The sequence below is a fragment of the Rathayibacter sp. PhB127 genome, assembly GCF_003751665.1.
GTDB lineage: Bacteria > Actinomycetota > Actinomycetes > Actinomycetales > Microbacteriaceae > Rathayibacter > Rathayibacter festucae.
Window position 1 is genome coordinate 946,754 of the sequence record NZ_RKHW01000001.1, and the last position, 23,749, is coordinate 970,502.

Genomic DNA, 23,749 nt, shown 5'->3' on the forward strand with positions numbered 1-23,749 from the left:
GCGCGGGGCGATCGGCCCTACAGTCTCCGGATGCACCGGCTCCAGGACCTCTCGGCAGCGCTCGTCGGCGCGGTCCTGCTCGGCGCGATCGGGCTCGCGCGGGTCGAGGGGCGGGCGGCGATCGTCGTCCTCGTCGTCGCCGCGGCCACCGTGCCGCTCGTGCTCGCGGACGTGCGCGAGCGGCGGCTGCCGAACGCAATGACGGTGCCGATCCTGCTGGCGGGGCTCGCGTCGATGGCCGGCGGGTCCTCGGTCGGCCGGGTGCCGTCGGAGCTCCCCGCCGCGCTGGTGACCGCGCTCGCGCTCGGGGTGCTGCACCTCGCGGGCGGGCTCGGCCGGGGCGACGTGAAGCTCGGGACGGGGCTCGCGCTTCCGCTCGCGGCGGGCGATCCGGGGCTCGCGCTGGCCGCGCCGGTGCTGGCGTTCGTCCTGGCCGGCGCGTGGAGTCTGCCGTCGGCGCTCCGCGGCGGGGGCGAGCGGATCCCGTTCGGACCATTCCAGCTCGCCGCGTTCTGGCTCGTCATCGTCGGCGCGTGACGGGCGAGCCTCGGACGCTGGTCAGCACGGTCGCGGAGGTGTAGACCGGTGCCGAGCGAGGAGGCCGACATGGCGGACGGCGGCGGAGACGACGGGACGGACAGCGGGAGCGCGGTGCGGGAGCGGCGGACGACCTGCGCGATCGTGGGCGGTGGCCCGGCAGGCCTGGTGCTCGGTCTGCTGCTGGCGCGGGCCGGCGTCGCGGTGACGGTCCTGGAGAAGCACGCCGACTTCCTCCGCGACTTCCGCGGCGACACGGTGCATCCGACGACGCTGGGGCTGCTCGAGGACCTCGGGCTCCTCGACCGGTTCGAGGCGATCCGGCACTCGAGGGTGGAGCGGGTGACGATCCCCGGCCGCGACGGGCGCGACGTGGTGATCGCGGACTTCGCGCGGCTGCCGGTACGCCACCCGTACGTCGCGATGGTGCCGCAGTGGGACCTGCTCGCCCTGGTCGCCGAGGCGGCGCAGGCCGAGCGCCGCTTCACGCTCCTCACCGAGCACGAGGTGACCGGCGTCGTCCGCGAGGGCGGGCGGGTCGTCGGCGTCGAGTACCGGTCGCCGGCCGGGGAGGGGCGCCTGCTCGCCGATCTGACCGTCGCCTGCGACGGGCGCTGGTCGGCGGTGCGCCGGGCGGTCGGGCTGCGGGTGCGGTCGCTGCCGGTCGGCTTCGACGTCTGGTGGTACCGCCTGCCGACCGCGCGGGCCGTGGGCGAGTCCCTCCTGCCGCGGATCGGGCGCGGGCGGGTGTCGATCGCGATCCCGCGCGACGGCTACCTGCAGATCGCGCGGCTCGGGCTGAAGGGCACCGATGCCGCCGTCCGGGAGCGGGGGATCGCGGCGTTCCGGGCGGAGGCGGCCGAGCTGCTCCCCGAGGTCGCCGAGGACGTGGCGGGGATCGCGTCGATGGACGATGTGAAGCACCTCGACGTGCGGCTCGAGCGGCTGCCGCGCTGGCACGCTCCGGGGGTGCTCTGCCTCGGCGACGCGGCGCACGCGATGTCGCCGGTGGGCGGCGTCGGCATCAACCTGGCCGTGCAGGACGCGGTGGCGGCGGCGCGCCTGCTGGCCGGGCCGCTGCGCCGCGGCGTCCTGCGGACGGCGGCGGGCGACCGCGTGCTCGCCCGGGTGCAGCGCCGGCGCGCGCTGCCCGCGGTGCTGATCCAGTCGCTGCAGCGGGTGCTGCACGCACGCCTGATCCTGCCGGCGCTGGCCGGGCGGCTCTCAGGGCCGCCGCCCGCGCTCGCTGCGCTGCTCCGGCTGCTGCCCGGGCTCGCCGTCGTGCCGGCGGCACTGGTCGGCATCGGTCCCCGACCCGAGCGCGCGCCGTCGTGGGCGCGGCGGCCGGCCGCGCGCTGACGGCGGCGGGTCTCGATACGCCCCTGCGGGGCTACTCGACCAGCATGCGCGGGCGCCCGTCGCGCGACGGCCGACCCTTCATGTTGATCGAGTAGCCCGCGGAGCGGGCGTATCGAGATCCGCCGGTGTCCGGAGGGTGAGTCGCGATACGCGCCTGCGGCGCTACTCGACCAGCATGGAGGCCGGCTCAGCCCGGGTGGGTCATCGACATGACGTCGAGGGCGCTGTCGAGCTGCTCCTCCGTCACCTCGCCGCGCTCGACGAAGCCGAGGTCGACGACGGACTCGCGGACGGTGATGCCCTTCGCGACCGAGTTCTTCGCGACCTTGGCGGCGGCCTCGTAGCCGATCACCTTGTTCAGCGGCGTGACGATCGAGGGCGAGGACTCGGCGAGGGCGCGCGCGTGCTCGACGTTCGCCTCGAGGCCGTCGATGGTCTTGTCGGCGAGCAGCGTGGCCGAGGCGGTGAGCAGGCGGATCGACTCCAGCAGCGCGGTGCCCATCACCGGGATGGCGACGTTCAGCTCGAAGGCTCCGGAGGCGCCGGCCCAGGCGATCGTCGCGTCGTTGCCGATCACGCGGGCGCAGACCATCAGGACCGCCTCCGGGATCACCGGGTTCACCTTGCCCGGCATGATCGACGAGCCGGGCTGGAGGTCCGGGATGCTGAGCTCGCCGAGACCGGTGTTCGGGCCGGACCCCATCCAGCGCAGGTCGTTGTTGATCTTGGTGAGGCTGACGGCGAGCACGCGGAGCGCGCCGGACGCCTCGACGAGCGAGTCGCGGGCGCCCTGCGCCTCGAAGTGGTTGCGCGCCTCGGTGACGGGCAGGCCGGTCTCCTCCGCGAGGCGGGCGATGACCTTCGCCGGGAAGCCGGCGGGCGTGTTGATGCCGGTGCCGACGGCGGTGCCGCCGAGCGGGACCTCCGCGACCCGGGGGAGGGCGGACTGCACGCGCTCGATGCCGAGGCGGATCTGCGCCGCGTAGCCGCCGAACTCCTGCCCGAGGGTGACCGGCGTCGCGTCCATCAGGTGGGTGCGGCCGGCCTTGACGACCTCGGCCCACAGCTCGGCCTTGGTCTCGAGGGCCTCGGCGAGGTGCTCGAGGGCGGGCACCAGGTCCTGGATCAGCGCACCGGTCACGGCGACGTGCACCGAGGTGGGGAAGACGTCGTTCGAGGACTGCGAGGCGTTGACGTGGTCGTTCGGGTGCACCGGGCGGCCGAGCGCGGTGGTCGCCAGGGTGGCGAGCACCTCGTTCATGTTCATGTTCGACGACGTGCCGGAGCCGGTCTGGTAGACGTCGATCGGGAAGTGCTCGCCGTAGCCGCCGCCGACGACGAGGTCGGCCGCGTCGGCGATGGAGCGGGCGATCTCGCCCTCGAGCACGCCGAGATCGGCGTTGACGAGGGCCGCGGCCTTCTTGATCCGGGCGAGGGCCGCGATCTGGGCGGTCTCGAGGCCGGCGCCGGAGATCGGGAAGTTCTCGACCGCGCGCTGCGTCTGCGCGGCGTAGAGCGCGTCGCGCGGGACGCGGACCTCGCCCATCGTGTCGTGCTCGATGCGGAAGGCTTCGTCGGCGCCGGAGTCGGTCGGGGAGGTGTCCACCACGCTGTGTTCGTCCTGTTCTGTTCGGTTCATCGGTTCGGAGAGAGGAGGTCGAGGGCCGGCTACTCGGCGGCCGGAGCGGGCGCGTCGGGGCTCGACACGCTCTGCAGGGGGCTGGAGGTGCGCTCCTGCTCCGAGCGGTACGGGCTCATCTGCGGCGGGTCGATGCCGAGGACCACGTCGGAGTCGACGGTGCCGTCGGCGAGGCGGTAGTTGGCGCCGACGACCGCGAGCTCTCCCGCGGCGACCGCGTCGGCGATCAGCGGGGAGCGCTGCAGCAGCTCGGCGACGGTGTCGCGGAGGTGCTCGCGGCCGACCGCGAGGGCGTCGGTCGTTGACGGGTCGACGAGCACGCGACCGTCGGGCTGCGGGCCGACGACGCGGCGGACGGCGGGGACGATCGGCTCGATCAGGTGCTCGATGTGCGGCGGGAGGCGCGCGGCGTCGGGCGCCTGCGACTGGATCGCGGCCTTGACCGCTCCGCACTCGTCGTGGCCGAGGACGAGGATCAGCTTCACGCCGAGCACGGCGACGCCGTACTCGAGCGAGCCGATGATCGAGTCCGCGATGACCTGGCCGGCGTTGCGGACCACGAAGAGGTCGCCGAGGCCGAGGTCGAAGATGATCTCGGCCGCGAGGCGCGAATCGCTGCAGCCGAAGAGCGCGGCGAGCGGCTTCTGCTCGGCGGCGAGCTCGTTCCGGCGCTCGACGTCCTGGCGGGGGTGGCGGGGCTCACCGGCGACGAAGCGCTGGTTGCCGCGCAGCATCTCCTTCCAGACCCACGACGGCGGGCGCGATTCGCGCGCGACGGCGATGCTCTGCGGGACCTCGTGCTGGGGGCTCGACGGATCGAAGCTCAACGGGACTCCTCCTGGCCGATCTGCGGGGTGATGGCGTCGACGACCTGGCGGATCTCGTCCGTCGGCGCCGTGCCGTAGACGAGGTAGGTGCTGCCACCGGCCGTCGTCTCGAGAGCGTAGGGGCTGTTGCCGGTCTCGCCGGCACCGTCGCGGTGGTCGTAGACCGTCCACTCGCGGCCTTCGATCTGCTCGACGCCGGTCGCCGCGGCGCTGTCGAGCTGGCCGGACACCCAGCGCTCATCGGCGTCGAAGCCCTGGCTGACGCCGATGTAGCCGTTCTTCGGCGTGATCAGGCCGACGTACCAGTACTCGATCCCGCCGTCCTCGCGCAGCTCGGCCGCGTTCGAGGACCAGGAGTCGGGCATGTCGGGCGCGGCGAGGGTCTCGCTCTCGCCGAGCTGGAACTGGGCGGCGACCGCCGGGACGTCGACGGGATCGCGGACGGTGCCCTCGCCGCGGGGGACGATCAGGACGATCAGCGCGACGGCGCCGACGGTGGCGAGCAGCGAGAAGACGAGGTTGTTGACGGTCTTGCGCTGGCGGTAGAGCCGGGAGTTCTCGGCCTTGCGGGCCGCGGTCTCGGCGGCGGTCTCGGGCCGGCCGAGCTCGGCGACGACGCGCGGCGGCTTCTCGCGGCTCATCCGGCGCTCGATCCGCCGGCGGCCGATCCGCCCGAGCGGGCGGCGTCGAGCCGGGCGCGGGCGCCGATCAGCCACTCCTCGCAGCGGGCGGCGAGGGCCTCGCCGCGCTCCCAGAGGGCGAGCGAGCGCTCGAGGGTGGAGCTGCCCTGCTCGAGCTCGGAGACGACGCGGACGAGCTCGTCGCGCGCCTGCTCGTAGCTGAAGCCGGAGACGTCGGTCTCGCGGGTCGGGACGGGGTCGCTCGACGGCACGGCGGGGGAGTCGGTGCGGGCGTCGGCCATGGGGGTGATCCTATCGATCGGGGCTGCGAGGAGGGCGCGGGCGGGTGGGAGCGGGGCGGGTCAGCCGCGGCCGGCGGGATCGGCCGCGGGCCCGGTCGAGCGGGCGGCGACGGCGCCCTCGGCGAGGGTGAGCACGAGCGCCTCGCCCTCGGCCGCGTCCTGCGGGGTGCGGACCACGTGACCGCTGCCGTTCTGCACGATCGCGTAGCCGCGGTCGAGGGTGTGCTGCGGCGACAGCGCGCGGAGGTGGCCGTGCAGGCGCTCGACCTCCAGGTGGGCGCGCTCGATCCGCCGCTCGACCAGCTCGGCGCCGCGGGCGACCCAGCGGGTCAGCTCCTCCGAGCGCTGGTCGACCAGGACCCGGGGCTGCGCGAGGACCGGCCGGGAGCGCAGCTGCGAGAGGCGGTCGATCTCGTGCGAGACGAGCCCGCTGACTCGGGTGGTCATCCGCAGGCGCGCCTGCTGCACGCGGAGCAGTTCGTCGGACACGTCCGGGACGACCCGCTTCGCCGCGTCGGTCGGCGTGGACGCGCGGAGGTCCGCGACGTCGTCGAGCAGCGGGCGGTCCGCCTCGTGGCCGATCGCGCTGACGACGGGGGTGGTGCAGGCCGCGACCGCCCGCAGGAGGGACTCGTCGCTGAAGCCGAGCAGGTTCTGGAAGTCGCCGCCGCCGCGGGCGATCACGATCACGTCGATGCTCGAGTCGGCGTCGAGGGTGCGCAGGGCAGAGGTCACCTCGGACACCGTGCGCTCGCCCTGCACGGCGGCGTGCACGACGCGGAAGCGGACGGCCGGCCAGCGCAGCTGGGCGTTGCGGAGGACGTCCTTCTCGGCGTCGGAGTCCTTGCCGGTGATCAGGCCGACCCCGTGGGGGAGGAAGGGCAGCCGCTTCTTGTGCGCGGGCTCGAACAGCCCCTCCGAGGCGAGCTGCCGGCGCAGCCGCTCGAGCTTCTCGAGCAGATCGCCGAGCCCGACGTGGCGCATCTCGAACACCTGCATCGAGAGGGTGCCGCCCTTGACCCAGTAGTTCGGCTTGACCAGGGCGATCACGCGGTCGCCCTGCTTGAGGTCGACCGGGAGGCGGGCTCGGACCGAGGACCAGACCGTGAAGCCGACGGTCGCGTCGCCGGAGAGGTCCTTGAGCTTGCCGTAGACGTTGCCGCCGGAGACGCCCCACTGCGTGATCTCGCCCTCGACCCACGCGGTGCCGAGGCGCTCGATCCAGCCCTTGATCTTGCTCGCGAGCAGACCGACCGGCCAGGGAGCATCGGCGGTGGGAGGGGCGTCTGTCATCGGTGCCTTCGCTGGAGCGGGCGGGCGGGGGAGCGGGTGGCGGGCCCGCGACGACAACGGTACGGGATGCCTCCGACACCTCGGCGGCCGCGGCGCCGGACGGGCGCAGGGCCGCCCGTCCGGCCGCCGGTCAGCGGATCCGGCCGTTCCGCGGGGAGCACAGGATGCACCGCGTAGAATCGCGGGGTGAGTGAAGCCCCGATCAGCCTGCCCATGCCGCGCATGCCTCGCGCTACCGGGCGCCTGCGCGACGAGCCCGTCGACGGCGCCAAGCGGGTGCTCCTCGCCGCTCCGCGCGGCTACTGCGCCGGCGTCGACCGCGCGGTCGTCGCCGTCGAGAAGGCCATCGAGCACTACGGCGCCCCCGTCTACGTGCGCAAGCAGATCGTGCACAACGTGCACGTCGTCTCCACGCTCGAGAGCCAGGGCGCGATCTTCGTCGAAGAGGTCGACGAGGTCCCCGAGGGCTCGCACATCGTCTTCAGCGCGCACGGCGTCTCGCCGGCGGTCGTGCAGGGCGCGGCCGACCGCGGCCTCCAGGCGATCGACGCGACCTGCCCGCTGGTCACCAAGGTGCACCGCGAGGCCGTCCGCTTCGCGCGCGACGACTTCGAGATCCTCCTGATCGGCCACGAGGGCCACGAGGAGGTCGAGGGCACCGCGGGCGAGGCCCCCGATCACGTGACCCTGGTCGGCAGCCCCGACGACGTCCCGAACATCGTGGTGAAGGACCCGGACAAGGTCGTCTGGCTCTCGCAGACCACGCTTTCGGTCGACGAGACGATGGAGACGGTGCGCCGCCTCCGCGAGCGCTTCCCGAACCTGCAGAATCCGCCGAGCGACGACATCTGCTACGCCACCCAGAACCGCCAGGTCGCGATCAAGAAGGTCGCCGAGCACGCCGAGCTGGTCATCGTGGTCGGCTCCGCCAACTCCTCGAACTCGGTCCGCCTCGTCGAGGTCGCGCTCGAGTACGGCGCGAAGGCCGCGTACCGGATCGACTACGCCAGCGAGATCAAGCAGGAGTGGCTGGACGGCATCCGCACCGTCGGCGTCACCAGCGGCGCTTCGGTGCCCGAGGTCCTCGTGCGCGAGGTGCTCGACGACCTCGCCGCCGCCGGCTACGGCGACGTCGAGGAGGTCAAGACGGCCGAGGAGGACCTGATGTTCTCGCTCCCCAAGGAGCTGCGCAAGGACGTCGCCGGCAAGCGCGACGCCCGCGGGGCCGGCGGACGTGTGAGCGCCTCCGTCAGCGCCTGACTCCGCACCCAGAACGAGAAGAAGGCCGCCGCTCCCGAGGGAGGGCGGCCTTCTCACGTGTGCGGGCTCGGGCGCTAGACGTCCGTGCCGGTCCCGGCGGACATCCGCGAGACGTAGTCGGCGAAGGTCGGATCGCCGAGGATCGCGATGGCCGCGACCGCCAGCGAGAGCACGACCGTCGCGACGATCCCCAGGATCGGCACCAGCACGGCGCGCTTGCCGGCCCGCAGCCGGCGGATCGAGATCCAGACCGCGAACGCGACGATCAGCGCCTGCGCGAGCGCCACGACCAGCCCGAGGGTGCGGGCGAGGTCGGGGGAGGCGTAGGTGCCGATGCCCTGGCTCGTGTAGAGCTCGGAGAGCGTGGTGGCGAAGCTCGACGGGTCGAGCAGGGTCGGCACCGCGAAGAAGACGCCGAGCGCGAGCAGGACGATCGTGATCAGCCGGTCGACGGGGTGCGCGACGGTCTTCGCCGACGGCGCGGTCGCGGGCCGCGGATCGGTCTCGGACCCTCGCGGATCGGGGACGACGACGGCGTCCTCCGGAGGCGTCCACGACCAGCCGGGCGGCGCGTACTCGCCGTACTGCGGTTCCGGGCGCTCGGTGCGGCCCGGCTGGTCGTGTGCGTTCGTCACGGAGCGGTGCCCTACTTCCCGGAGTGGCCGGCGGAGCCGAGCTGGCGGGTCGCCTCGGCGACGCGGACCGCCATGGCGGACTCGGCGATCTTGCCCCACGAGCGCGGGTCGTAGACCTTCTTGTTGCCGACCTCGCCGTCGACCTTGAGGAAGCCGTCGTAGTTCTTCAGCACGGTGTCGGCGACCGAGCGGCTGAAGGCGTACTGGGTGTCGGTGTCGATGTTCATCTTCACGACGCCGTTGCGGACCGCCTCGGCGATCTCCTCGTCGGTCGAGCCGGAGCCGCCGTGGAAGACGAGGTCGAGCGGGAGGGCCTCGGTGCCGTACTTCTTCTGCAGGCCGTCCTGGATCTCGCGGAGCAGCTCGGGGCGCAGGCGCACGTTGCCGGGCTTGTAGACGCCGTGGACGTTGCCGAAGGTCAGCGCGGCCATGTAGCGGCCCTGCTCGCCGAAGCCGAGGGCCTCGACGGTCGCGATCGCATCGTCGAGCGTGGTGTAGAGGTGCTCGTTGATGTCGTGCGAGACGCCGTCCTCCTCGCCGCCGACGACGCCGATCTCGACCTCGAGGATCGCGTTGATCGCCTTGACGCGCGGCAGGATCTCCTGGGCGATCTTCAGGTTCTCGTCGAGGGGCACGGCCGAGCCGTCCCACATGTGCGACTGGAAGAGCGGCTCGCGACCGGCCTTGACCTCCTCCTCGGAGGCGGCGATCAGCGGGTAGACGAAGCCCTCGAGCGCGTTCTGCGGGCAGTGGTCGGTGTGCAGCGCGACCGTGACCGGGTAGTTCTTGGCGACCTCGGTGGCGAACTTCGCGAAGGCGATCGCACCGGCGGCGCGGTTCTTGACCGTGTGGCCGGCGAAGTAGTCGGCGCCTCCGGTCGTGACCTGGATGATGCCGTCCGAGCCGGCCTCGGACAGGCCCTGCAGCACCGAGTTGATGGTCTGCGAGGAGGAGACGTTGAACGCGGGGTACGCGAAGCCGCCCTTCTTCGCCTTGTCGAGCATCTCTGCGTACTGGTCCGGGGTAGCGACGGGCATGGCATCTCCTTTGACGGATGAACGGGAGGGGGTCGGGCGAGGCCCGCGTCGGCGTCGAGTCTAGCGAGGCGGCTCCCCGGCATCCCCCGGGCGCGGGGCACGCCTCCGATAGGCTTCGCCCTGGGATGGGGATCCGCTCCGCGGGTCCTGCGACGACGCCGTCTGCACGAACTCGAACGCGAAGGACTCCGCGCTGTGACCGATATCGACCACGACTCGCTCTACCTCCACCCGGACCGCAACCTCGGCATGGAGCTCGTCCGAGCCACCGAGGCGGCCGCGATCCGCGCCGTCCCCTTCATCGGCAAGGGCGACAAGAACGCCGCTGACGGCGCCGCCGTCGACGCGATGCGCACCTTCCTCGGCACCGTCAACTTCGACGGGGTCGTCGTCATCGGCGAGGGCGAGAAGGACAACGCCCCGATGCTCTACAACGGCGAGCACGTCGGCAACGGCTCCGGGCCGGCCGCCGACATCGCCGTCGACCCGATCGACGGCACCTCGCTGACCGCGGCGGGCCGGCAGAACGCGCTGTCGATGATCGCCGTCGCCGACCGCGGGGCGATGTTCGACCCGTCCGCCGTCTTCTACATGGAGAAGATCGTCACCGGGCCCGAGGGCGTGGGGATCATCGACATCCAGCGCCCGATCGGCGAGAACATCCGCGCGCTCGCGCGGGCCAAGCGCAAGCCCGTCGACGAAATGCGGATCGCGGTGCTCGACCGCCCGCGGCACGCGCAGCTGATCGACGACATCCGCGCCGCCGGTGCCGGCACGCGGCTGCTGCTCGACGGCGACGTCGCGGGCGGCATCAACGCCGCTCGGCACGACTCGCGGGTCGACATGTGCGTCGGCACCGGTGGGACGCCCGAGGGCATCATCACCGCGTGCGCGATCCGCGCGCTCGGCGGCGTGATCCAGGGCATCCTCCGCCCCAAGGACGACGACGAGCGCCAGCGCGCGATCGACGCCGGCCACGACCTCGACCGCGTCCTGCACGCGAACGACCTGGTCCGCAGCGACAACACCTACTTCGTCGCCACCGGCGTCACCAACGGCGGGCTGGTGAAGGGCGTCCGCAAGGAGGGCCACATCATCACCACCGAGTCGATCGTCCTGCGCTCGCGCTCGGGCACGATCCGCCGCGTGACGGCCCAGCACCTCGCGGAGAAGTGGGTCTAGGCCGCTCTGGGCTGGTCGAGCAGCGGCGGAGCCGTGCTTCGCGGATAGCCGCGAAGCGGCGCGCCCACGCTGGTCGAGCGGCAGCGAAGCGGCGCGCTCATGCTGGTCGAGTAGCCGCGCAGCGGCGTATCGAGACCGACGTCTGCCGGACGGTGGATCTCGATACGCGCCCTTCGGGCGCTACTCGATCAGCATGAATCAGACCAGTCGCTCGTCCGTGCTGGTCGCGTAGCCGCGGAGCGGCGTCTCGAGACCCCGCGGCTCAGGCCGTGCGCTCGTCCGGGGCGAGGAGCTCGACGGCGGTCAGCCGACGGGGGGACGTCGTGACGCCGCCGGCCGGCGCGATCACGCGGGACTCGTCGAGGGTGTCGAACTGGCGCGCGGTGACGAGGACGCGGGTCTCGAGCGAGCCGGCGAAGGCGTTGTAGGAGTCGACCGTCTTCTCGATGGAGCGCCGGAGCCCCTCGGCGTGGTCGGCGAGGGTGGCGAGGCGCGCGTAGAGGGTCTTGCCGAGGTCGAGCAGCCGCTTCGCGTCGTCGGTCAGGACGTCCTGCTGCCAGGTGTAGGCGACGGTCTTCAGCACCGACCAGAGCGTCACCGGCGAGGCGAGGGCGACCCGCTTGCGGAACGCGTACTCCAGCAGCGTCGGGTCGGCGTCGAGCGCGCTGGCGAGCAGCGGCTCGCTGGGGATGAAGGCGATGACGAACTCCGGGCTCGCCGGCAGCCCGGTCCAGTAGGCGCGGCCGGCGAGGGCGTCGACGTGCCCGCGCAGGGCACGCACGTGCGCGCGCAGCAGCCCGGCGCGCCGGGCCTCCTCCTCGGCCCCGGCGCCGGCGGGGATCGCGCTCGCCTCGAGGTAGGCGTCGAACGGCACCTTCGCATCGACGGCGATCGCCTTGCCGCCGGGGAGGCGCACGACCATGTCGGCGCGGCCCCTCCCGCCCTCGCCATCCAGGCCGAACTGCACGTCGAAGTCGACCCGCTGGGTCAGCCCGGCCGCCTCGACGACGTTGCGCAGCTGCGTCTCGCCCCACGCACCCCGGCTGGCGCTCGAGCGCAGCGCCGAGGCGAGCGTCTCGGTCGTCGAGCGGAGCCTCTCCCCGGCGAGCCGCTGCCCCTCCAGCTGCTCGGTGATGGCCCCGAACTGCGCGGCGCGCTCGCTCTCGAGGCGGCGCACCGACTCCTGCATCCCACGCAGGCTCTCGGCGACGGGGGACAGCGTCTGCAGGATCCGAGCGTCGTGGCGCTCGCGCTCGGCGACGACCCGCAGCTGCTCCTGCAGCTCGCGGATCTGGTCGCGGGCGGAGCCGAGGTGCTCGCGGTGCTGCTCCACGACGGACTCGTGCCGCTCCTCGAGCCCCTCGGCCCGCGCCTGTGCGATGGCCAGCTCGAGGGCGAGCGCGGTGTCGGGAGTACGGGCGCGGGCGAGCAGCACGGCGACGACGGCGGCGAGGAGCGCACCGACCGCGAGGCCGAGGACGAAGCTGAGTTCCATGCGCCGAGGAGACCACGGACCTCCGACATCCGAGCGGCGGCGCTCCGGAGCGGCCGTCCTGCGCCCCGGAGAGCTGCGCTCGACGGGGTGTCCTCCACCGGTTCCCGGGGCGCCGGACACGCGGTCGGACGCTGCCGCGCGGCGCGCGCCCTGCAGCGGATCGTCCGGCGCCCGGCCGCTAGCGTGGAGGGATGAGCCCGGCCGATCCCTCACCGGCCGCCGCCTCCTCGTCCGCCGTCCGACGGCGCCGGGGAGGGACGGCGGTCCTCGCCGCCCTCGGGGTCGTGCTGCTGCTCACCGGAGCCACGGACCTGGGCGCCGCGGCCGCTCCCGCGACGGAGGTGCCCGGCATCCGGATGTGGACGGACCTGGCCGGCGGCGTGGACGAGTCCGGCTTCGACCCGGGCGACATCGTCTCGGACGAGGTCTTCTTCGACGGCGGGGCGCTCGGCCCGCTGACCGTGCAGGCGTTCCTGAACGCGCGGGTGCCCTCCTGCAACGGGACCGACGTCCCGTGCCTGCGCGACTACGCCGAGGACACCGGCGACGTCGCCGCCGATGAGCAGTGCGACGCGTACCTCGGCGGGCAGGACGTCTCCGCAGCGGAGATCGTCAGCGCGGTCGCGGGCGCCTGCGACGTCAGCCCCGCCGTGCTGCTGACACTGCTGCAGAAGGAGCAGTCGCTCGTCACCGACAGTGCGCCGAGCGAGCGGCAGTTCCGCAGCGCCACCGGCTACGGCTGCCCGGACACCGCCGACTGCGACAGCGACTACTTCGGCTTCTTCGGCCAGGTCTACGGCGCGGCCTGGCAGTTCCAGCGCTACCGGAACCCCGACAGCAGCTTCGACTGGTATCCGGTCGGTGAGACCAGCGAGATCCAGTACTCGCCCGACGCCGCCTGCGGGACGGCTCCGGTGCGGATCGAGAACGCGGCGACGGCGGGGCTCTACTACTACACGCCGTACCAGCCGAACGCCGCGGCGCTGGCGAATCTCTACGGCTCGGGCGACGCGTGCTCGGCCTACGGAAACCGCAACTTCTGGCGCATCTTCAGCAACTGGTTCGGCGACCCGCGCGCGGGGGAGTGAGTCGCAGGGGCCCTCGGATCGCCGACCCGGGAGTCAGGCGGCGACCGGCGCCTTCGGCCGCAGGTGCTTGACGGAGACGCCGGCCAGCTCGCCGAGCTCGGCCAGGCTCCCGGCCCCGTGCCGGCGGGCGGCGTGCACCACGATCGCAGCGCAGGCCTCGGCGTCGGCCGAGGCGTCGTGGTGGCGGAAGTCGTCGTAGCCGGCGGCGAACGCGACGGACGGCAGGCGGTAGGACTCGAGCTGGTAGGTCCTGCGGGCGAGCTGCAGCGAGCAGAGGTAGTCGTAGGCGGGGAGCTCGAGCGCGGTCGCGGCGCAGGCGGCGCGGATGACGCTCATGTCGAAGCCGGCGTTGTGGGCGACGAAGACGTCCTCGCCGGCGAACGCGACGAGGTCGGCGAACTGCTCGACCCAGGAGGCGGCGCCGTGGACGTCGTGCTTGCGGATGCCGTGGATGCGGGTGTTCCACTCGAGGAAGTCGTCGTAGCCGTAGGGCGGGCGGATGAGCCAGCCCGCGCGGTCCACGACGCGGCCGTCGCGGACCTTCACGAGCCCGACGGAGCAGGCGGAGGCTCCGTGCGAGTTGGCGGTCTCGAAGTCGATGGCGGTGAAGTCGATGGGCACGACTTCACCCTCTCACGCACCTCCGACGCCGCCGGGACCGGCACGCGGCGCCCCCGCGACCACGCCGTAGGATGGATGCCCGTGGCTCTCACTATCGCAATCGTCGGACTCCCCAACGTCGGCAAGTCGACGCTCTTCAACGCGCTGACCAAGAACACGGTGCTCGCCGCGAACTACCCGTTCGCGACGATCGAGCCCAACGTCGGAGTCGTGAATCTGCCCGACTCGCGCCTCGAGGTCCTCGCCGGCATCTTCGGCTCGGAGCGCATCCTCCCCGCGCCCGTGTCGTTCGTCGACATCGCCGGCATCGTCCGCGGCGCGTCGGAGGGCGAGGGCCTGGGCAACAAGTTCCTCGCCAACATCCGCGAGGCCGACGCGATCGCCCAGGTCATCCGCGGCTTCGAGGACGCCGACGTCGTGCACGTCGACGGCAAGGTCGACGCCGCGAGCGACATGGAGACGATCAACACCGAGCTCGTCCTCGCCGATCTGCAGACCCTCGAGAAGGCAGAGGCGCGCTACGAGAAGGAGTTGAAGGGGAAGAAGATCGAGCCCATCGTTCTCGAGACGGCGAAGAAGGCGCGCGAGTTCCTCGACTCCGGCAAGCCGCTCTCGGCGTCCTCGATCGAGCTCGAGCCGATCCGCGAGCTGGGCCTGCTGACCGCGAAGCCCTTCATCTACGTCTTCAACGTCGACGAGGCCGTGCTGACCGACGAGGCGCGCAAGGGTGAGCTGGCCGCGCTGGTCGCCCCGGCGCACGCGATCTTCCTCGACGCCAAGATCGAGTCCGAGCTGATCGACCTCGACGAGGCCGACGCTGCCGAGATGCTCGAGTCCACCGGCCAGACCGAGTCGGGCCTCAACCAGCTCGCGTCCATCGGCTTCGACACCCTCGGCCTGCAGACCTACCTGACGGCGGGCCCGAAGGAGACGCGGGCCTGGACGATCGGCAAGGGCTGGACCGCTCCGCAGGCGGCCGGCGTGATCCACACCGACTTCCAGAAGGGCTTCATCAAGGCCGAGATCATCTCGTTCGACGACCTCGTCGAGACCGGCTCCATCGCCGAGGCGCGCGCCAAGGGCAAGGCCCGCATCGAGGGCAAGGACTACGTCATGCAGGACGGCGACGTGGTGGAGTTCCGCTTCCAAACAACCTCTGGTCAGAAGTAGCTGTGTCGCGCGCCACTGCTGACCTCGGCGCTGCTGGTGTGAAGCCAGCGGGCCGCTGGATGTGGGCGGAGAGGGGGGCCTACTCGTTGTCAGTGGCTGCCGCCCTTTTTCTAGTCTTCTACACGGTTGTACTGCGGGACGATGTCTGGATATGGAATGCGCTTTCGTTGCTTTCCCTGGCGGTTACTGGTTTCGGGGCGGCAGTGGCGGTGACTATTTTCCGTGTTCAGGCGAAGAAGGCAGTAGATGACCAAAATGCACAGGAGCTTCTGCTAAAAAATATTGGTGTTGCTTCTATGGAGGCTGCAAGCAACTCCGCAGCAGCAGCGTCCGGCGTTGAATCCATGAAAGATTTCCTCGAGGCAATGGAGCCGGCCACACGGGCCGCCGCAGAGCCTGGTCCCGAATCAGATGTCGGTGAGAGTAGCCCTGACTCTGCCTCAGAAGAGCCCGAGGTGTCCGCTAGCGACGAGAGTGACGTAATCTTCGTCCGGAGCATCGGAGAGTATCGCCGCGCATCGGCTGTGCCGTTGAAGCTGCTCGCGGACCTGGTGCAGTGGTGGAAGGGGCCCGGAAACGGTACTGGATCGTGGTTGGTAGGAAACCTTATAGGCTCATTCCGACCTTACAACAAAAGGGGCACGTTGCAGGGGGTCCCATGGATCCTGACTTTTCGTCGGTCTGATGGTAGTCAGGTAGACTATCGAGTCTCTTATAGTGGTCGCGCGCGTAAGGGAGAGCAAACTTCCTCGCCGACTGTCTCCGAGTATTCGAAAGGAGAGGCGCGTTGGCTAGACGGAGAGCCCCTGACGGGCATGGCGGACTAAACCGGATGAAAGCGACCTGAGGGCCGCTTCCTGTTCCAAGGAGCGCGAAATTGAGCGAACCATGGCTTTCTGCCGACGCAATCGTAAACTACCTCGGCGGAATTAAGGAGACCTTCTAAAGCTGGACCGCCGAACGCTCCGTTCCGGCCCACGAGTTCGGCGGGCCCTGGAAGTGCCAGACCCGCGAGGTCGACGAATGGGTCCGTAGCGGCGGTGCCGCGATCTGGGACGAGGGCAACGGCAGTGGAAGATTCTGAGAAGCGGTGGCGGGTAGGAAAGCCTGATCTAGGCCCGAGATTCATGCATGACGGAGAAAGAGTTAGTTGTGGCGCTAAAGAAATCTGATCTGTACTCCTCTCTGTGGAGCAGTGCTGATGAGCTGCGCGGATCCATGGATGCTAGCCAATACAAGGACTACGTCCTGACGCTGTTGTTCGTAAAGTATGTCTCCGACAAGGCGAAGGCAGACAACTCGACGCTCATCTACGTCCCCGAAGACGGTTCCTTCGACCACCTGATATCGCTCAAAGGGAAACCCGACGTCGGCGAGAAGGTCAACATCGCGGTCAGGCGTCTCGCCGAAGAGAACGACCTGCTTGGCGTCATCAACAACGCAAACTTCGACGACCCCGCCAAGCTGGGCTCCGGCAAGGAGCTGCAGGACAGGGTCTCGAACCTGATCGGAATCTTCCAGGACATTGACTTCACCGGCTCCAAGGCTGAAGGGGACGACCTCTTAGGGGACGCCTACGAGTACCTCATGCGGCACTTCGCCACCCAGTCCGGCAAGAGCAAGGGGCAGTTCTATACCCCAGCCGAGGTCTCTCGCGTGATAGCGCAGCTGCTCCAGATCCCTGCAAACACCCCGAAGTCCACCACCGTGTACGACCCGACATGCGGCTCCGGATCACTGCTGATTAAAGTCGCTGATGCCGCACCTAACGGACTAACGATCTACGGCCAGGAGAACGACAACGCCACCTGGGCGCTCGCGCGGATGAACATGATTCTTCACGGCAACGAGACCCACGACCTGCGCCAGGCCAATACGCTGGCGAACCCGAAGTTCACCTACAACGGCAACCTCCAGACATTCGACTACCTCGTGGCCAACCCGCCGTTCTCCCACAAGACCTGGCGCAACGGCTTTGACTTCTCCTTCGGCCGTTTTGACGGGTTTGACACCCCGCCGGACAAGAACGGCGACTACGCCTTCCTCTTGCATATGGTCAAGTCGTTACGGCCACGAGGCAAGGGTGTCGTCGTCCTTCCGCACGGTGTGTTGTTCCGCGGGAACTCCGAGGCGAGAATCCGCACCGAGCTTATCAAACGTGGCTACATCAAGGCGATCGTCGGTCTGCCGGCGAATCTCTTCTTCGGCACCGGCATTCCCGCCTGCCTGATGGTGCTCGACAAGGAAGACGCTCAGGCGCGCACCGGCATCCTCATGATCGACGCGAGCAAGGGCTTCGCCAAGGACGGTCCCAAGAACCGCCTGCGCCCGCGCGACATGCACAAGATCGTCGACGCCTGCACGAGTAGCAAAGAGATCTCCAGGTACTCCCGCATGGTGCCCGTGAGCGAAATCGCGGACCCTAAGAACGACTACAATCTCAACATCCCGCGATACATCGACTCTACCGAGCCCGAGGACATCCAGGATCTCCATGCCCATATGCTCGGCGGCATCCCGAATCGCGACCTCGACGCGCTCCAGCCCTACTGGGATGCGTTCCCAGACCTCCGCGGTGAGCTCTTCTCGCCGCTGCGCGACGGTTACTCGCAGTTGAAGGTCGAACCGGGCGCGATCCAGTCAACGGTCACCGGCTCCGGCGAGTACGAGGCTTTCGTTCACGACACCGTGAGCACGTTTCAGCAGTGGTGGGCGAACAAGCGCCGTCCGCTTGAGAAAATCGAAGCTCACACAAAACCCGCTGACCTTATTCACAACATCTCTGAGGCGCTCTTGGACGCCTTCCGGCCACGTCCGCTAATTGACGAGTACGGCGTATATGAGAGGCTAATGAGCTACTGGAACGACGTCATACAAGATGACGCGTCGCTGATCGTCGGCGAAGGCTGGATTCAGGCCGTGCAGCCGCGCGCCGCGCGTACTTGGAAAGACAAAAACAACAAGCCCAAGTACGAAGACGCCCACATCGCCTTCGGCACCGGTGCGAAGGCGCAGCGCTGGGTCATGGACCTCCTGCCGCCCGAGCTTGTGATTGCCCGCTACTTCGCTGCCGAGCAGGCTGCATTGGACTGCCTCACTGAAGCACGCGACGCAGCCACCCTCGCGGTTGCTGACTTCATCGAAGAGAACGCCATTGAAGACGGGCCCTTGTTCGACCTAGTAGAAGTCGAAGGCAGGCTCACCGATGCTGCCGCGAAGGCCGCGTTAAAGGAACTCAAAGCCACCAATGGCTACCCCCAAGAGATCGCAGCGCTCACTAGGGTCATCACGCTGTATGCTTTAGAGGCCAAGGCAAAGGCCAGGGTCAAGGACTCAACGATTGCGCTCAACGAAAAGGCCGTTGCCAAGTACAAGTTACTGACCGAGACCGAAGTGCAAAGTCTCGTGATAGATGACAAATGGGGTGCCACGCTCCGACGACAGATAGATGGTGAGATCACCGCGCTCGGGCAGACCCTGATCGAACGCCTCGGCGTGCTTGCCGGGCGGTACGAAGCTACGGTCGGTGAGCTGGATGCTTTGGTCTGTCAGCTTGGTCAAAAGGTAGTGCGCCGGCTTGTCGACCTGGGGATTCGTGCATGACCGCGTGGGGCACCTCGACTGTCGGTGACGAGTTTTCGGTTCAGCTTGGGAAGCGAGTGGACGCGGCTGTTGCTCGGGGCGTTCCAAAGCTATGTATCAATAATCGCGGCGTGCGCTGGGGGTATATTAATCCGTCGGTGGCGGCTGTTGAGCTACTGAACGAAGCCGATATTCGTGCGTTGCGACTGATTGAAGGCGACTTGCTTGTTTGTGAAGGTGGCGAGATCGGACGCTCCAGCGTCTGGCGGGGTGAACTTTCAGAGGCCTATTACCTCAATACCCTCCATCGCTTGCGCCCCAAGCAAGGATACGAACCCGAATTGGCCGCGGCATTCTTCGAATACTTCGTCGCTACAGGAGCGCTTCAGGCGATCGTCGGGAAGTCAAGCCTCGCTCATCTGACCAAAGAAAATCTTCTCAGGGTTCCAATGCCGGTCCCGCCGTCTGCTGAGCAGAAGGCGATAGCGACAGTCTTGCGCTCCGCGGATGACCTCAGGGCGTCGCTGGAGCGGTTGATCGCGAAGAAGCGGGATGTACAGCGGGGCATGATGCACGAGCTCCTCACCGGGCGTACCCGTCTCCCCGGCTTCACCCGTGACTGGCGCCAAGTCCTTCTCGGTGACCATGTCACATACATTCGTACGGTTGCGCTGTCTCGCGATCAGCTCGACCAAAAATCTCCTCTGCGTTACCTCCACTATGGAGATATCCACACACGTAGTTCCGTTCGTCTTGATGCATCTACCGAGAGCATGCCGCGGACAGCCGCGCACCTAGCGTCCTCTGCGGGTCGTTTGCTCCCTGGAGATTTGGTCTTTGCTGATGCATCAGAAGATCCGGATGGAGTAGGCAGGTCGGTGGAAATTTCTGATGTGCCTCCAGAGGGTGTGGTTCCGGGGCTCCATACCATTGCCGCACGGTTCGACAAATCCATACTCGCAGATGGCTTCAAAGCTTACATCCAGTTCATGCCCGCATTTCGTGGCGCTTTGCTCCGGTTGGCCGCCGGTACGAAAGTGCTTGCCACGACCCGTAACTATGTCTCAAGTATTGCGCTGACCCTGCCCGGAACGGAAGAGCAGCGTGCTATCGCCGATGCCTTGCAGGATGCAGATGCTGAGATCGAAGCTCTTGGACGTCGACTGGAGGCTGCGCGCGCGATGAAGGTCGGGCTGATGCAGGAACTGCTGACGGGGCGCACTCGTCTGCCTGTAAAGGAGCAAGAATGAGCACGGTCGGACAGAAGGAACGCGAGACGCAGGACCGGGTCGTCAAGCTCTTCCGTGACAAGCTCGGGTACGATTATGGCGGAAGCCTGAAGGATCAGGACAACCGCAACGTCGATGAAGCCAAGCTCCACGCTTACCTGCTCCGTCGTGGATACGACGAGGCTCTGATCTCTCGAGCGGTACATCAACTCCTGATCGCTGCAGCGTTCGGCGGTGGCTCTTCGTTGTACGACCAGAACCGCAAAGTCTATGAGTTGCTCAGATACGGCGCAAAGGTCAAGACCGACGTCGACCAGACCACCCAGTCGGTCCACCTGATCGATTGGACCAATCCGGCGAAGAACGACTTCGTCGTGGCCGAAGAAGTCACCGTCAAGGGCCAGCACACGAAGCGACCCGATCTCGTCCTCTTTGTGAACGGGATCGCGCTCGGTGTGGTGGAGTTGAAGCGCTCAACGGTGAGTGTCGCTAGCGGCATCCGTCAAAACATCGGCAACCAGCGCCACGACTTCGTCCGCCCGTTCTTCACAACGGTCCAACTGCTGTTCGCGGGCAACGATGTCGAGGGACTGCATTACGGGGTCATTGAGACACCGGAGAAGTATTGGTTGCGGTGGAAGGAAGCCGGCGAGAACGCTGCCCTCGACCTCGCGATCACACAAATGTGCTCCAAAGAGCGCTTCCTGGAGATCATCCACGACTTCATCGTCTACGACGCGGGCGTGAAGAAGTCCCCTCGCCACAACCAATACTTCGGCGTCAAGGCCTCTAAGGCCCGGATCGCTAAGCGTGAGGGCGGCATCATCTGGCACACCCAAGGGTCGGGCAAGAGCCTGACGATGGTGTGGTTGGCCAGGTGGATCCTGGAGACCCAACATGATGCTCGCGTCCTTGTTATCACCGACCGCACTGAGCTGGACGAGCAGATCGAGGGCGGCTTCTCTGGGGTCGGCGAAAAGATTGTTCGTACCCAGTCGGGCGCGGACATGCTTGCGATGCTAAACACCTCGAACCCGCGACTCATGTGCTCCCTGGTGCACAAGTTTCGCGGCACCGACGACGAGGCGCGCGATAAGGGCGCCGAAGAGTTCGCGAAGGAACTCAAGACGAATATCCCCGACGGATTCAGGGCCAAAGGCAATATCTTCGTATTCGTCGACGAGGCCCACCGCACCCAGAGCGGCAAGATGAACCGCCTCATGAAGGACCTTCTGCCGGGGGCGATGTTCATCGGCTTCACCGGCACGCCGCTGCTGAAGAGTGACAAGAAGACCAGCATCGAGACGTTCGGGTCGTTCATCCATACCTACAAGTTCGACGAGGCCGTCCGTGACGGGGTTGTACTCGACCTGAAGTACGAGGCCCGCAACGTCGAACAGGAGCTCCAGGGATCCGCGGCTGTCGACAGATGGTTCGAGGCCAAGACCCGCAACCTCACCGACCTGTCGAAGGCCCGGTTGAAGCAGAAGTGGGGCACTATCCAAAAGGTTTTTTCCTCAGCACCTCGCTCGGCGCAAATCGTCCAGGACATCCTCATGGACATGGAGACCCAGCCACGATTGATCAGCGGCCGGGGAAACGCGATTTTGGTCAGTGACTCGGTTTTTCAGGCCTGCACGTTCTACGAGGCCTTCGTGAGGAGCGGCTTCAAGGGCAAGGTCGCGATCGTCACCAGCTACAAGCCCAACCCGACCGCAATTTCCAAGGAAGACGCTGGTGAGGGCGACACGGAAGAGCTCCGCAAGTACGAAATCTACCGGCAGATGCTCGCCGACCACTTCGGCGAGCACCCCAACAAGGCCATTGGCCGGGTGGAAGAGTTTGAGACCGATGCCAAGAAGAAGTTCGTCAACGAGCCCGGCCAGATGCGGCTGCTCATCGTGGTCGACAAACTGCTGACCGGTTTCGACGCGCCGAGTGCAACGTTTGTATACATCGACAAGAGGATGCGCGATCACGGCCTCTTTCAAGCAATCTGCCGCGTCAACCGTCTCGACGGCGACGACAAGACCTACGGGTACATCGTCGACTACCGCGACCTGTTCAAGTCGCTCGACAAGACCGTGACCGACTACACCTCCGAGGCCTTCGGCGAGTTCGAAGCCGATGACGTCAACGGACTGATCAGCGATCGCAACGAGCAGGACCGCAGAGATCTGGAGGATGCTCTCGATGCCGTCCGTGCTCTGTGCGAGCCCGTCGCCCCGCCCAAGGGCACGCTCGAATACCAGCACTACTTCGTTGCGTCTACGCCCGGCGATACCGACCAGACAAAGGACAACGAACCCAAACGCGTCTTACTCTACAAGTCTGTCGCCACTCTGGTACGTGCTTTCGGAGCCGTCGCCAGCGACATGGAAGCCGCCGGCTATACGACCGCTGAGATTGCGTCGGTTAGAGACGAGGTCGCCCTCTATGCCGCCGTCAAGAGCGAGGTCGAGGCCGGAGCCGGCGAGAACATTGACATGAAGCAGTATGAGGCGGGGATGCGCCAACTGCTCGACAATTACATTAACGCCAAACCCGTCGCGCAGGTCGCCGACCTGGAGAAGACCTTGGTCCAGCTCATCGTCGAGCGGGGGCCCGACGCGATCGACACGCTACCGCCTGGAGTGAAGGGCAGCAGCGCGGCTACGGCGGAAACGATCATCAACAATGTCCGCAAAACCATCGTGGACGAGCACGCGATGAACCCGCGCTACTACGAGCACATGTCCGAACTCCTCGACGCACTCATCGAGAAGCAGAAGGAAGACGCGGAGGACTACGCGGCCTACCTCCGGAAACTCATCGAGTTGACAAAGAAGGTTGGCACCCGGGAGGCCGCAGACGGCAAGACCTACCCCGAATGGGCAAGCACACCAGCACGTCGGGCGATCGTGGACTTCGTGTGGCGTCCAGAACATGTGGTCGTCGACTACGAAGGACTGCATCACCGAATCCAAGCGGGCAAGGAACATGGATGGGCCGACGCTGGTGCCGGCAGGATGAAGGAACGCTCGCTCGCTCGTGAGCTACGAAAGCAACTCCCCGGCGTCGAAGAGGACTCACTTGCGGACTTTATCGAACTGCTGAAGAATAACGATGAGTACCGCTAACGCTTACCTCACCGTCGCGGGCCTTAGCGTCGACGTAGTCTACAAAGACATCAAAAACTTGCACATCTCGGTCTACCCGCCGGTGGGCCGGGTGCGAGTCGCTGCACCGCATCGGATGACTGAGGATACAATTCGGCTCGCGGTCGTGCAGCGGCTCTCGTGGATCAAGCGTCAGCGGGAGCAGCTCCAGAACGCGGACAGGCAGACAGAGCGCAAGATGGTCTCGGGGGAGACCCATTACGTCTGGGGGCAGCGGTATCTCCTCGACGTCTCCAAGTCGAGCGGTGGGCACAGTGTCGAGATCAAGGGCAACACGCTCTGGGTAATCACTCCGCCCGGAACCGAAGCCACCGGGCGGTTCGGAGCACTCGATCGGTGGTATCGGCGTGAACTGAAGGCCGCCGTGCCCGCGCTGCTAGAGAAGTGGCAACCGATCCTCGGAGTCGAGGTAAACAGGTTCGTCGTGCGCCGGATGAAGACTAAGTGGGGCACCTGCATCGCTACATCACGGACGATCTGGCTCAACCCGGAGTTGGCGAAAAAGGACCCGCGGTGCCTGGAGTACATCGTCGTCCACGAACTCGCCCACCTACGTGAACGCGGGCACGGCGAGAAGTTCGTCGCCTTGATGGACCAAGCCCTTCCCGGCTGGCGGGCACGTCGCGACGAGCTGAACGAAGCTCCGCTGTGGCACGAGGAATGGAAGGAATGCGTTCGGGCGTGAGGGGGGAGGGGCTACTTCGTCAGCGCCCTG

Annotated in this window: 19 protein-coding genes; 10 read left to right on the forward strand and 9 right to left on the reverse strand. The window is 67.8% G+C overall.

Features of this window, described 5'->3' with window-relative positions; translation table 11 throughout:
- The first annotated feature begins 30 nt into the window (after window positions 1–30).
- Together EDF22_RS04665 and EDF22_RS04670 are read left to right on the forward strand one after the other, a co-directional pair.
- Window positions 31–537, forward strand: coding sequence for a prepilin peptidase (locus tag EDF22_RS04665; RefSeq protein WP_123702755.1), 507 nt, complete (start codon window positions 31–33; stop codon window positions 535–537).
- Window positions 538–585: 48 nt separating this feature from the next.
- Complete coding sequence (locus EDF22_RS04670; protein ID WP_260303287.1) at window positions 586–1,896, forward strand: FAD-dependent oxidoreductase; 1,311 nt, start codon at window positions 586–588, stop codon at window positions 1,894–1,896.
- Window positions 1,897–2,083: 187 nt separating this feature from the next.
- On the opposite strand, the gene EDF22_RS04675 is transcribed toward EDF22_RS04670, so the two are convergent.
- The 5 genes from EDF22_RS04675 to xseA form a co-directional block, all read right to left on the reverse strand.
- Window positions 2,084–3,505 (reverse strand): aspartate ammonia-lyase, encoded by a 1,422-nt coding sequence (locus tag EDF22_RS04675; RefSeq protein WP_260303288.1) that lies wholly within the window; start codon window positions 3,503–3,505, stop codon window positions 2,084–2,086.
- Window positions 3,506–3,564: 59 nt separating this feature from the next.
- Window positions 3,565–4,269 carry a carbonic anhydrase gene (locus EDF22_RS04680; protein ID WP_123704710.1) on the reverse strand — a complete coding sequence of 235 codons (705 nt, stop codon included), beginning with the start codon at window positions 4,267–4,269 and terminating at the stop codon, window positions 3,565–3,567.
- 89 nt (window positions 4,270–4,358) lie between these two features.
- Window positions 4,359–5,003 carry a DUF4245 domain-containing protein gene (locus EDF22_RS04685; RefSeq protein WP_123702759.1) on the reverse strand — a complete coding sequence of 215 codons (645 nt, stop codon included), beginning with the start codon at window positions 5,001–5,003 and terminating at the stop codon, window positions 4,359–4,361.
- Entirely contained in the window at window positions 5,000–5,284 is a 285-nt protein-coding gene (locus EDF22_RS04690; protein WP_243586462.1) for an exodeoxyribonuclease VII small subunit, read from the reverse strand. Before EDF22_RS04690 ends, EDF22_RS04685 begins: the two co-directional genes overlap by 4 nt.
- 60 nt (window positions 5,285–5,344) lie before the next feature.
- Window positions 5,345–6,577, reverse strand: a complete 1,233-nt coding sequence (gene xseA / locus EDF22_RS04695; RefSeq protein ID WP_123702760.1) for an exodeoxyribonuclease VII large subunit — start codon at window positions 6,575–6,577, stop codon at window positions 5,345–5,347.
- Window positions 6,578–6,790: 213 nt separating this feature from the next.
- On the opposite strand from xseA, the gene EDF22_RS04700 reads away from it, so the two are divergent.
- Window positions 6,791–7,837 (forward strand): 4-hydroxy-3-methylbut-2-enyl diphosphate reductase, encoded by a 1,047-nt coding sequence (locus tag EDF22_RS04700; protein WP_123445422.1) that lies wholly within the window; start codon window positions 6,791–6,793, stop codon window positions 7,835–7,837.
- Between the two features lie 74 nt (window positions 7,838–7,911).
- On the opposite strand, the gene EDF22_RS04705 is transcribed toward EDF22_RS04700, so the two are convergent.
- Both EDF22_RS04705 and fbaA read right to left on the reverse strand, forming a co-directional pair.
- Complete coding sequence (locus tag EDF22_RS04705; protein WP_123702761.1) at window positions 7,912–8,472, reverse strand: DUF6264 family protein; 561 nt, start codon at window positions 8,470–8,472, stop codon at window positions 7,912–7,914.
- An 11-nt stretch (window positions 8,473–8,483) separates the two neighbouring features.
- Complete coding sequence (gene fbaA / locus EDF22_RS04710) at window positions 8,484–9,509, reverse strand: class II fructose-bisphosphate aldolase (protein ID WP_123445424.1); 1,026 nt, start codon at window positions 9,507–9,509, stop codon at window positions 8,484–8,486.
- 249 nt (window positions 9,510–9,758) lie between these two features.
- Here fbaA and glpX point away from each other — a divergent pair, with 249 nt between their 5' ends.
- Window positions 9,759–10,691, forward strand: coding sequence for a class II fructose-bisphosphatase (gene glpX, locus EDF22_RS04715; RefSeq protein WP_123704712.1), 933 nt, complete (start codon window positions 9,759–9,761; stop codon window positions 10,689–10,691).
- Window positions 10,692–10,953: 262 nt separating this feature from the next.
- Here the strand turns inward: glpX and EDF22_RS04720 are convergent, their stop codons facing one another.
- The gene (locus EDF22_RS04720; protein WP_123702763.1) at window positions 10,954–12,186 is read right to left on the reverse strand and encodes a DNA recombination protein RmuC; all 1,233 of its coding nucleotides are present in this window, start codon (window positions 12,184–12,186) and stop codon (window positions 10,954–10,956) included.
- 191 nt (window positions 12,187–12,377) lie between these two features.
- On the opposite strand from EDF22_RS04720, the gene EDF22_RS04725 reads away from it, so the two are divergent.
- Window positions 12,378–13,274 carry a hemagglutinin gene (locus EDF22_RS04725; protein ID WP_123702765.1) on the forward strand — a complete coding sequence of 299 codons (897 nt, stop codon included), beginning with the start codon at window positions 12,378–12,380 and terminating at the stop codon, window positions 13,272–13,274.
- Window positions 13,275–13,307: 33 nt separating this feature from the next.
- On the opposite strand, the gene EDF22_RS04730 is transcribed toward EDF22_RS04725, so the two are convergent.
- Entirely contained in the window at window positions 13,308–13,895 is a 588-nt protein-coding gene (locus EDF22_RS04730; RefSeq protein ID WP_123702767.1) for an exonuclease domain-containing protein, read from the reverse strand.
- Window positions 13,896–13,976: 81 nt separating this feature from the next.
- Between EDF22_RS04730 and ychF the strand changes: the two genes are divergently transcribed.
- The 5 genes from ychF to EDF22_RS04760 all read left to right on the forward strand — a co-directional run bounded on the left by ychF (window position 13,977) and on the right by EDF22_RS04760 (window position 23,719).
- The gene (ychF, locus tag EDF22_RS04735) at window positions 13,977–15,065 is read left to right on the forward strand and encodes a redox-regulated ATPase YchF (RefSeq protein ID WP_123702769.1); all 1,089 of its coding nucleotides are present in this window, start codon (window positions 13,977–13,979) and stop codon (window positions 15,063–15,065) included.
- A gap of 1,131 nt (window positions 15,066–16,196) precedes the next feature.
- On the forward strand, window positions 16,197–18,668 hold the full coding sequence (locus EDF22_RS04745) for a class I SAM-dependent DNA methyltransferase (RefSeq protein ID WP_260303289.1): 2,472 nt from the start codon (window positions 16,197–16,199) through the stop codon (window positions 18,666–18,668).
- A complete protein-coding gene (locus EDF22_RS04750; RefSeq protein WP_123702771.1) occupies window positions 18,665–19,897 on the forward strand; it encodes a restriction endonuclease subunit S in 1,233 nt (410 codons plus the stop codon). Before EDF22_RS04745 ends, EDF22_RS04750 begins: the two co-directional genes overlap by 4 nt.
- Complete coding sequence (locus EDF22_RS04755; protein WP_123702773.1) at window positions 19,894–22,995, forward strand: type I restriction endonuclease subunit R; 3,102 nt, start codon at window positions 19,894–19,896, stop codon at window positions 22,993–22,995. The genes EDF22_RS04750 and EDF22_RS04755 overlap by 4 nt, the downstream gene beginning before the upstream one ends.
- A complete protein-coding gene (locus tag EDF22_RS04760) occupies window positions 22,982–23,719 on the forward strand; it encodes a M48 family metallopeptidase (protein WP_123702775.1) in 738 nt (245 codons plus the stop codon). Before EDF22_RS04755 ends, EDF22_RS04760 begins: the two co-directional genes overlap by 14 nt.
- Window positions 23,720–23,749 lie beyond the last annotated feature (30 nt).

Coding starts and splice junctions, on each gene's coding strand:
- EDF22_RS04745 (WP_260303289.1), top strand. CDS start 16,197: ATGACGGAGAAAGAGTTAGTTGTGGCGCTAAAGAAATCTGATCTGTAC.
- EDF22_RS04760 (WP_123702775.1), top strand. CDS start 22,982: ATGAGTACCGCTAACGCTTACCTCACCGTCGCGGGCCTTAGCGTCGAC.
- EDF22_RS04755 (WP_123702773.1), top strand. CDS start 19,894: ATGAGCACGGTCGGACAGAAGGAACGCGAGACGCAGGACCGGGTCGTC.
- xseA (WP_123702760.1), bottom strand. CDS start 6,577: ATGACAGACGCCCCTCCCACCGCCGATGCTCCCTGGCCGGTCGGTCTG.
- EDF22_RS04685 (WP_123702759.1), bottom strand. CDS start 5,003: ATGAGCCGCGAGAAGCCGCCGCGCGTCGTCGCCGAGCTCGGCCGGCCC.
- EDF22_RS04680 (WP_123704710.1), bottom strand. CDS start 4,269: ATGCTGCGCGGCAACCAGCGCTTCGTCGCCGGTGAGCCCCGCCACCCC.
- EDF22_RS04750 (WP_123702771.1), top strand. CDS start 18,665: ATGACCGCGTGGGGCACCTCGACTGTCGGTGACGAGTTTTCGGTTCAG.
- EDF22_RS04700 (WP_123445422.1), top strand. CDS start 6,791: ATGCCGCGCATGCCTCGCGCTACCGGGCGCCTGCGCGACGAGCCCGTC.
- EDF22_RS04720 (WP_123702763.1), bottom strand. CDS start 12,186: ATGGAACTCAGCTTCGTCCTCGGCCTCGCGGTCGGTGCGCTCCTCGCC.
- EDF22_RS04690 (WP_243586462.1), bottom strand. CDS start 5,284: ATGGCCGACGCCCGCACCGACTCCCCCGCCGTGCCGTCGAGCGACCCC.
- EDF22_RS04725 (WP_123702765.1), top strand. CDS start 12,378: ATGAGCCCGGCCGATCCCTCACCGGCCGCCGCCTCCTCGTCCGCCGTC.
- glpX (WP_123704712.1), top strand. CDS start 9,759: ATGGAGCTCGTCCGAGCCACCGAGGCGGCCGCGATCCGCGCCGTCCCC.
- fbaA (WP_123445424.1), bottom strand. CDS start 9,509: ATGCCCGTCGCTACCCCGGACCAGTACGCAGAGATGCTCGACAAGGCG.
- EDF22_RS04665 (WP_123702755.1), top strand. CDS start 31: ATGCACCGGCTCCAGGACCTCTCGGCAGCGCTCGTCGGCGCGGTCCTG.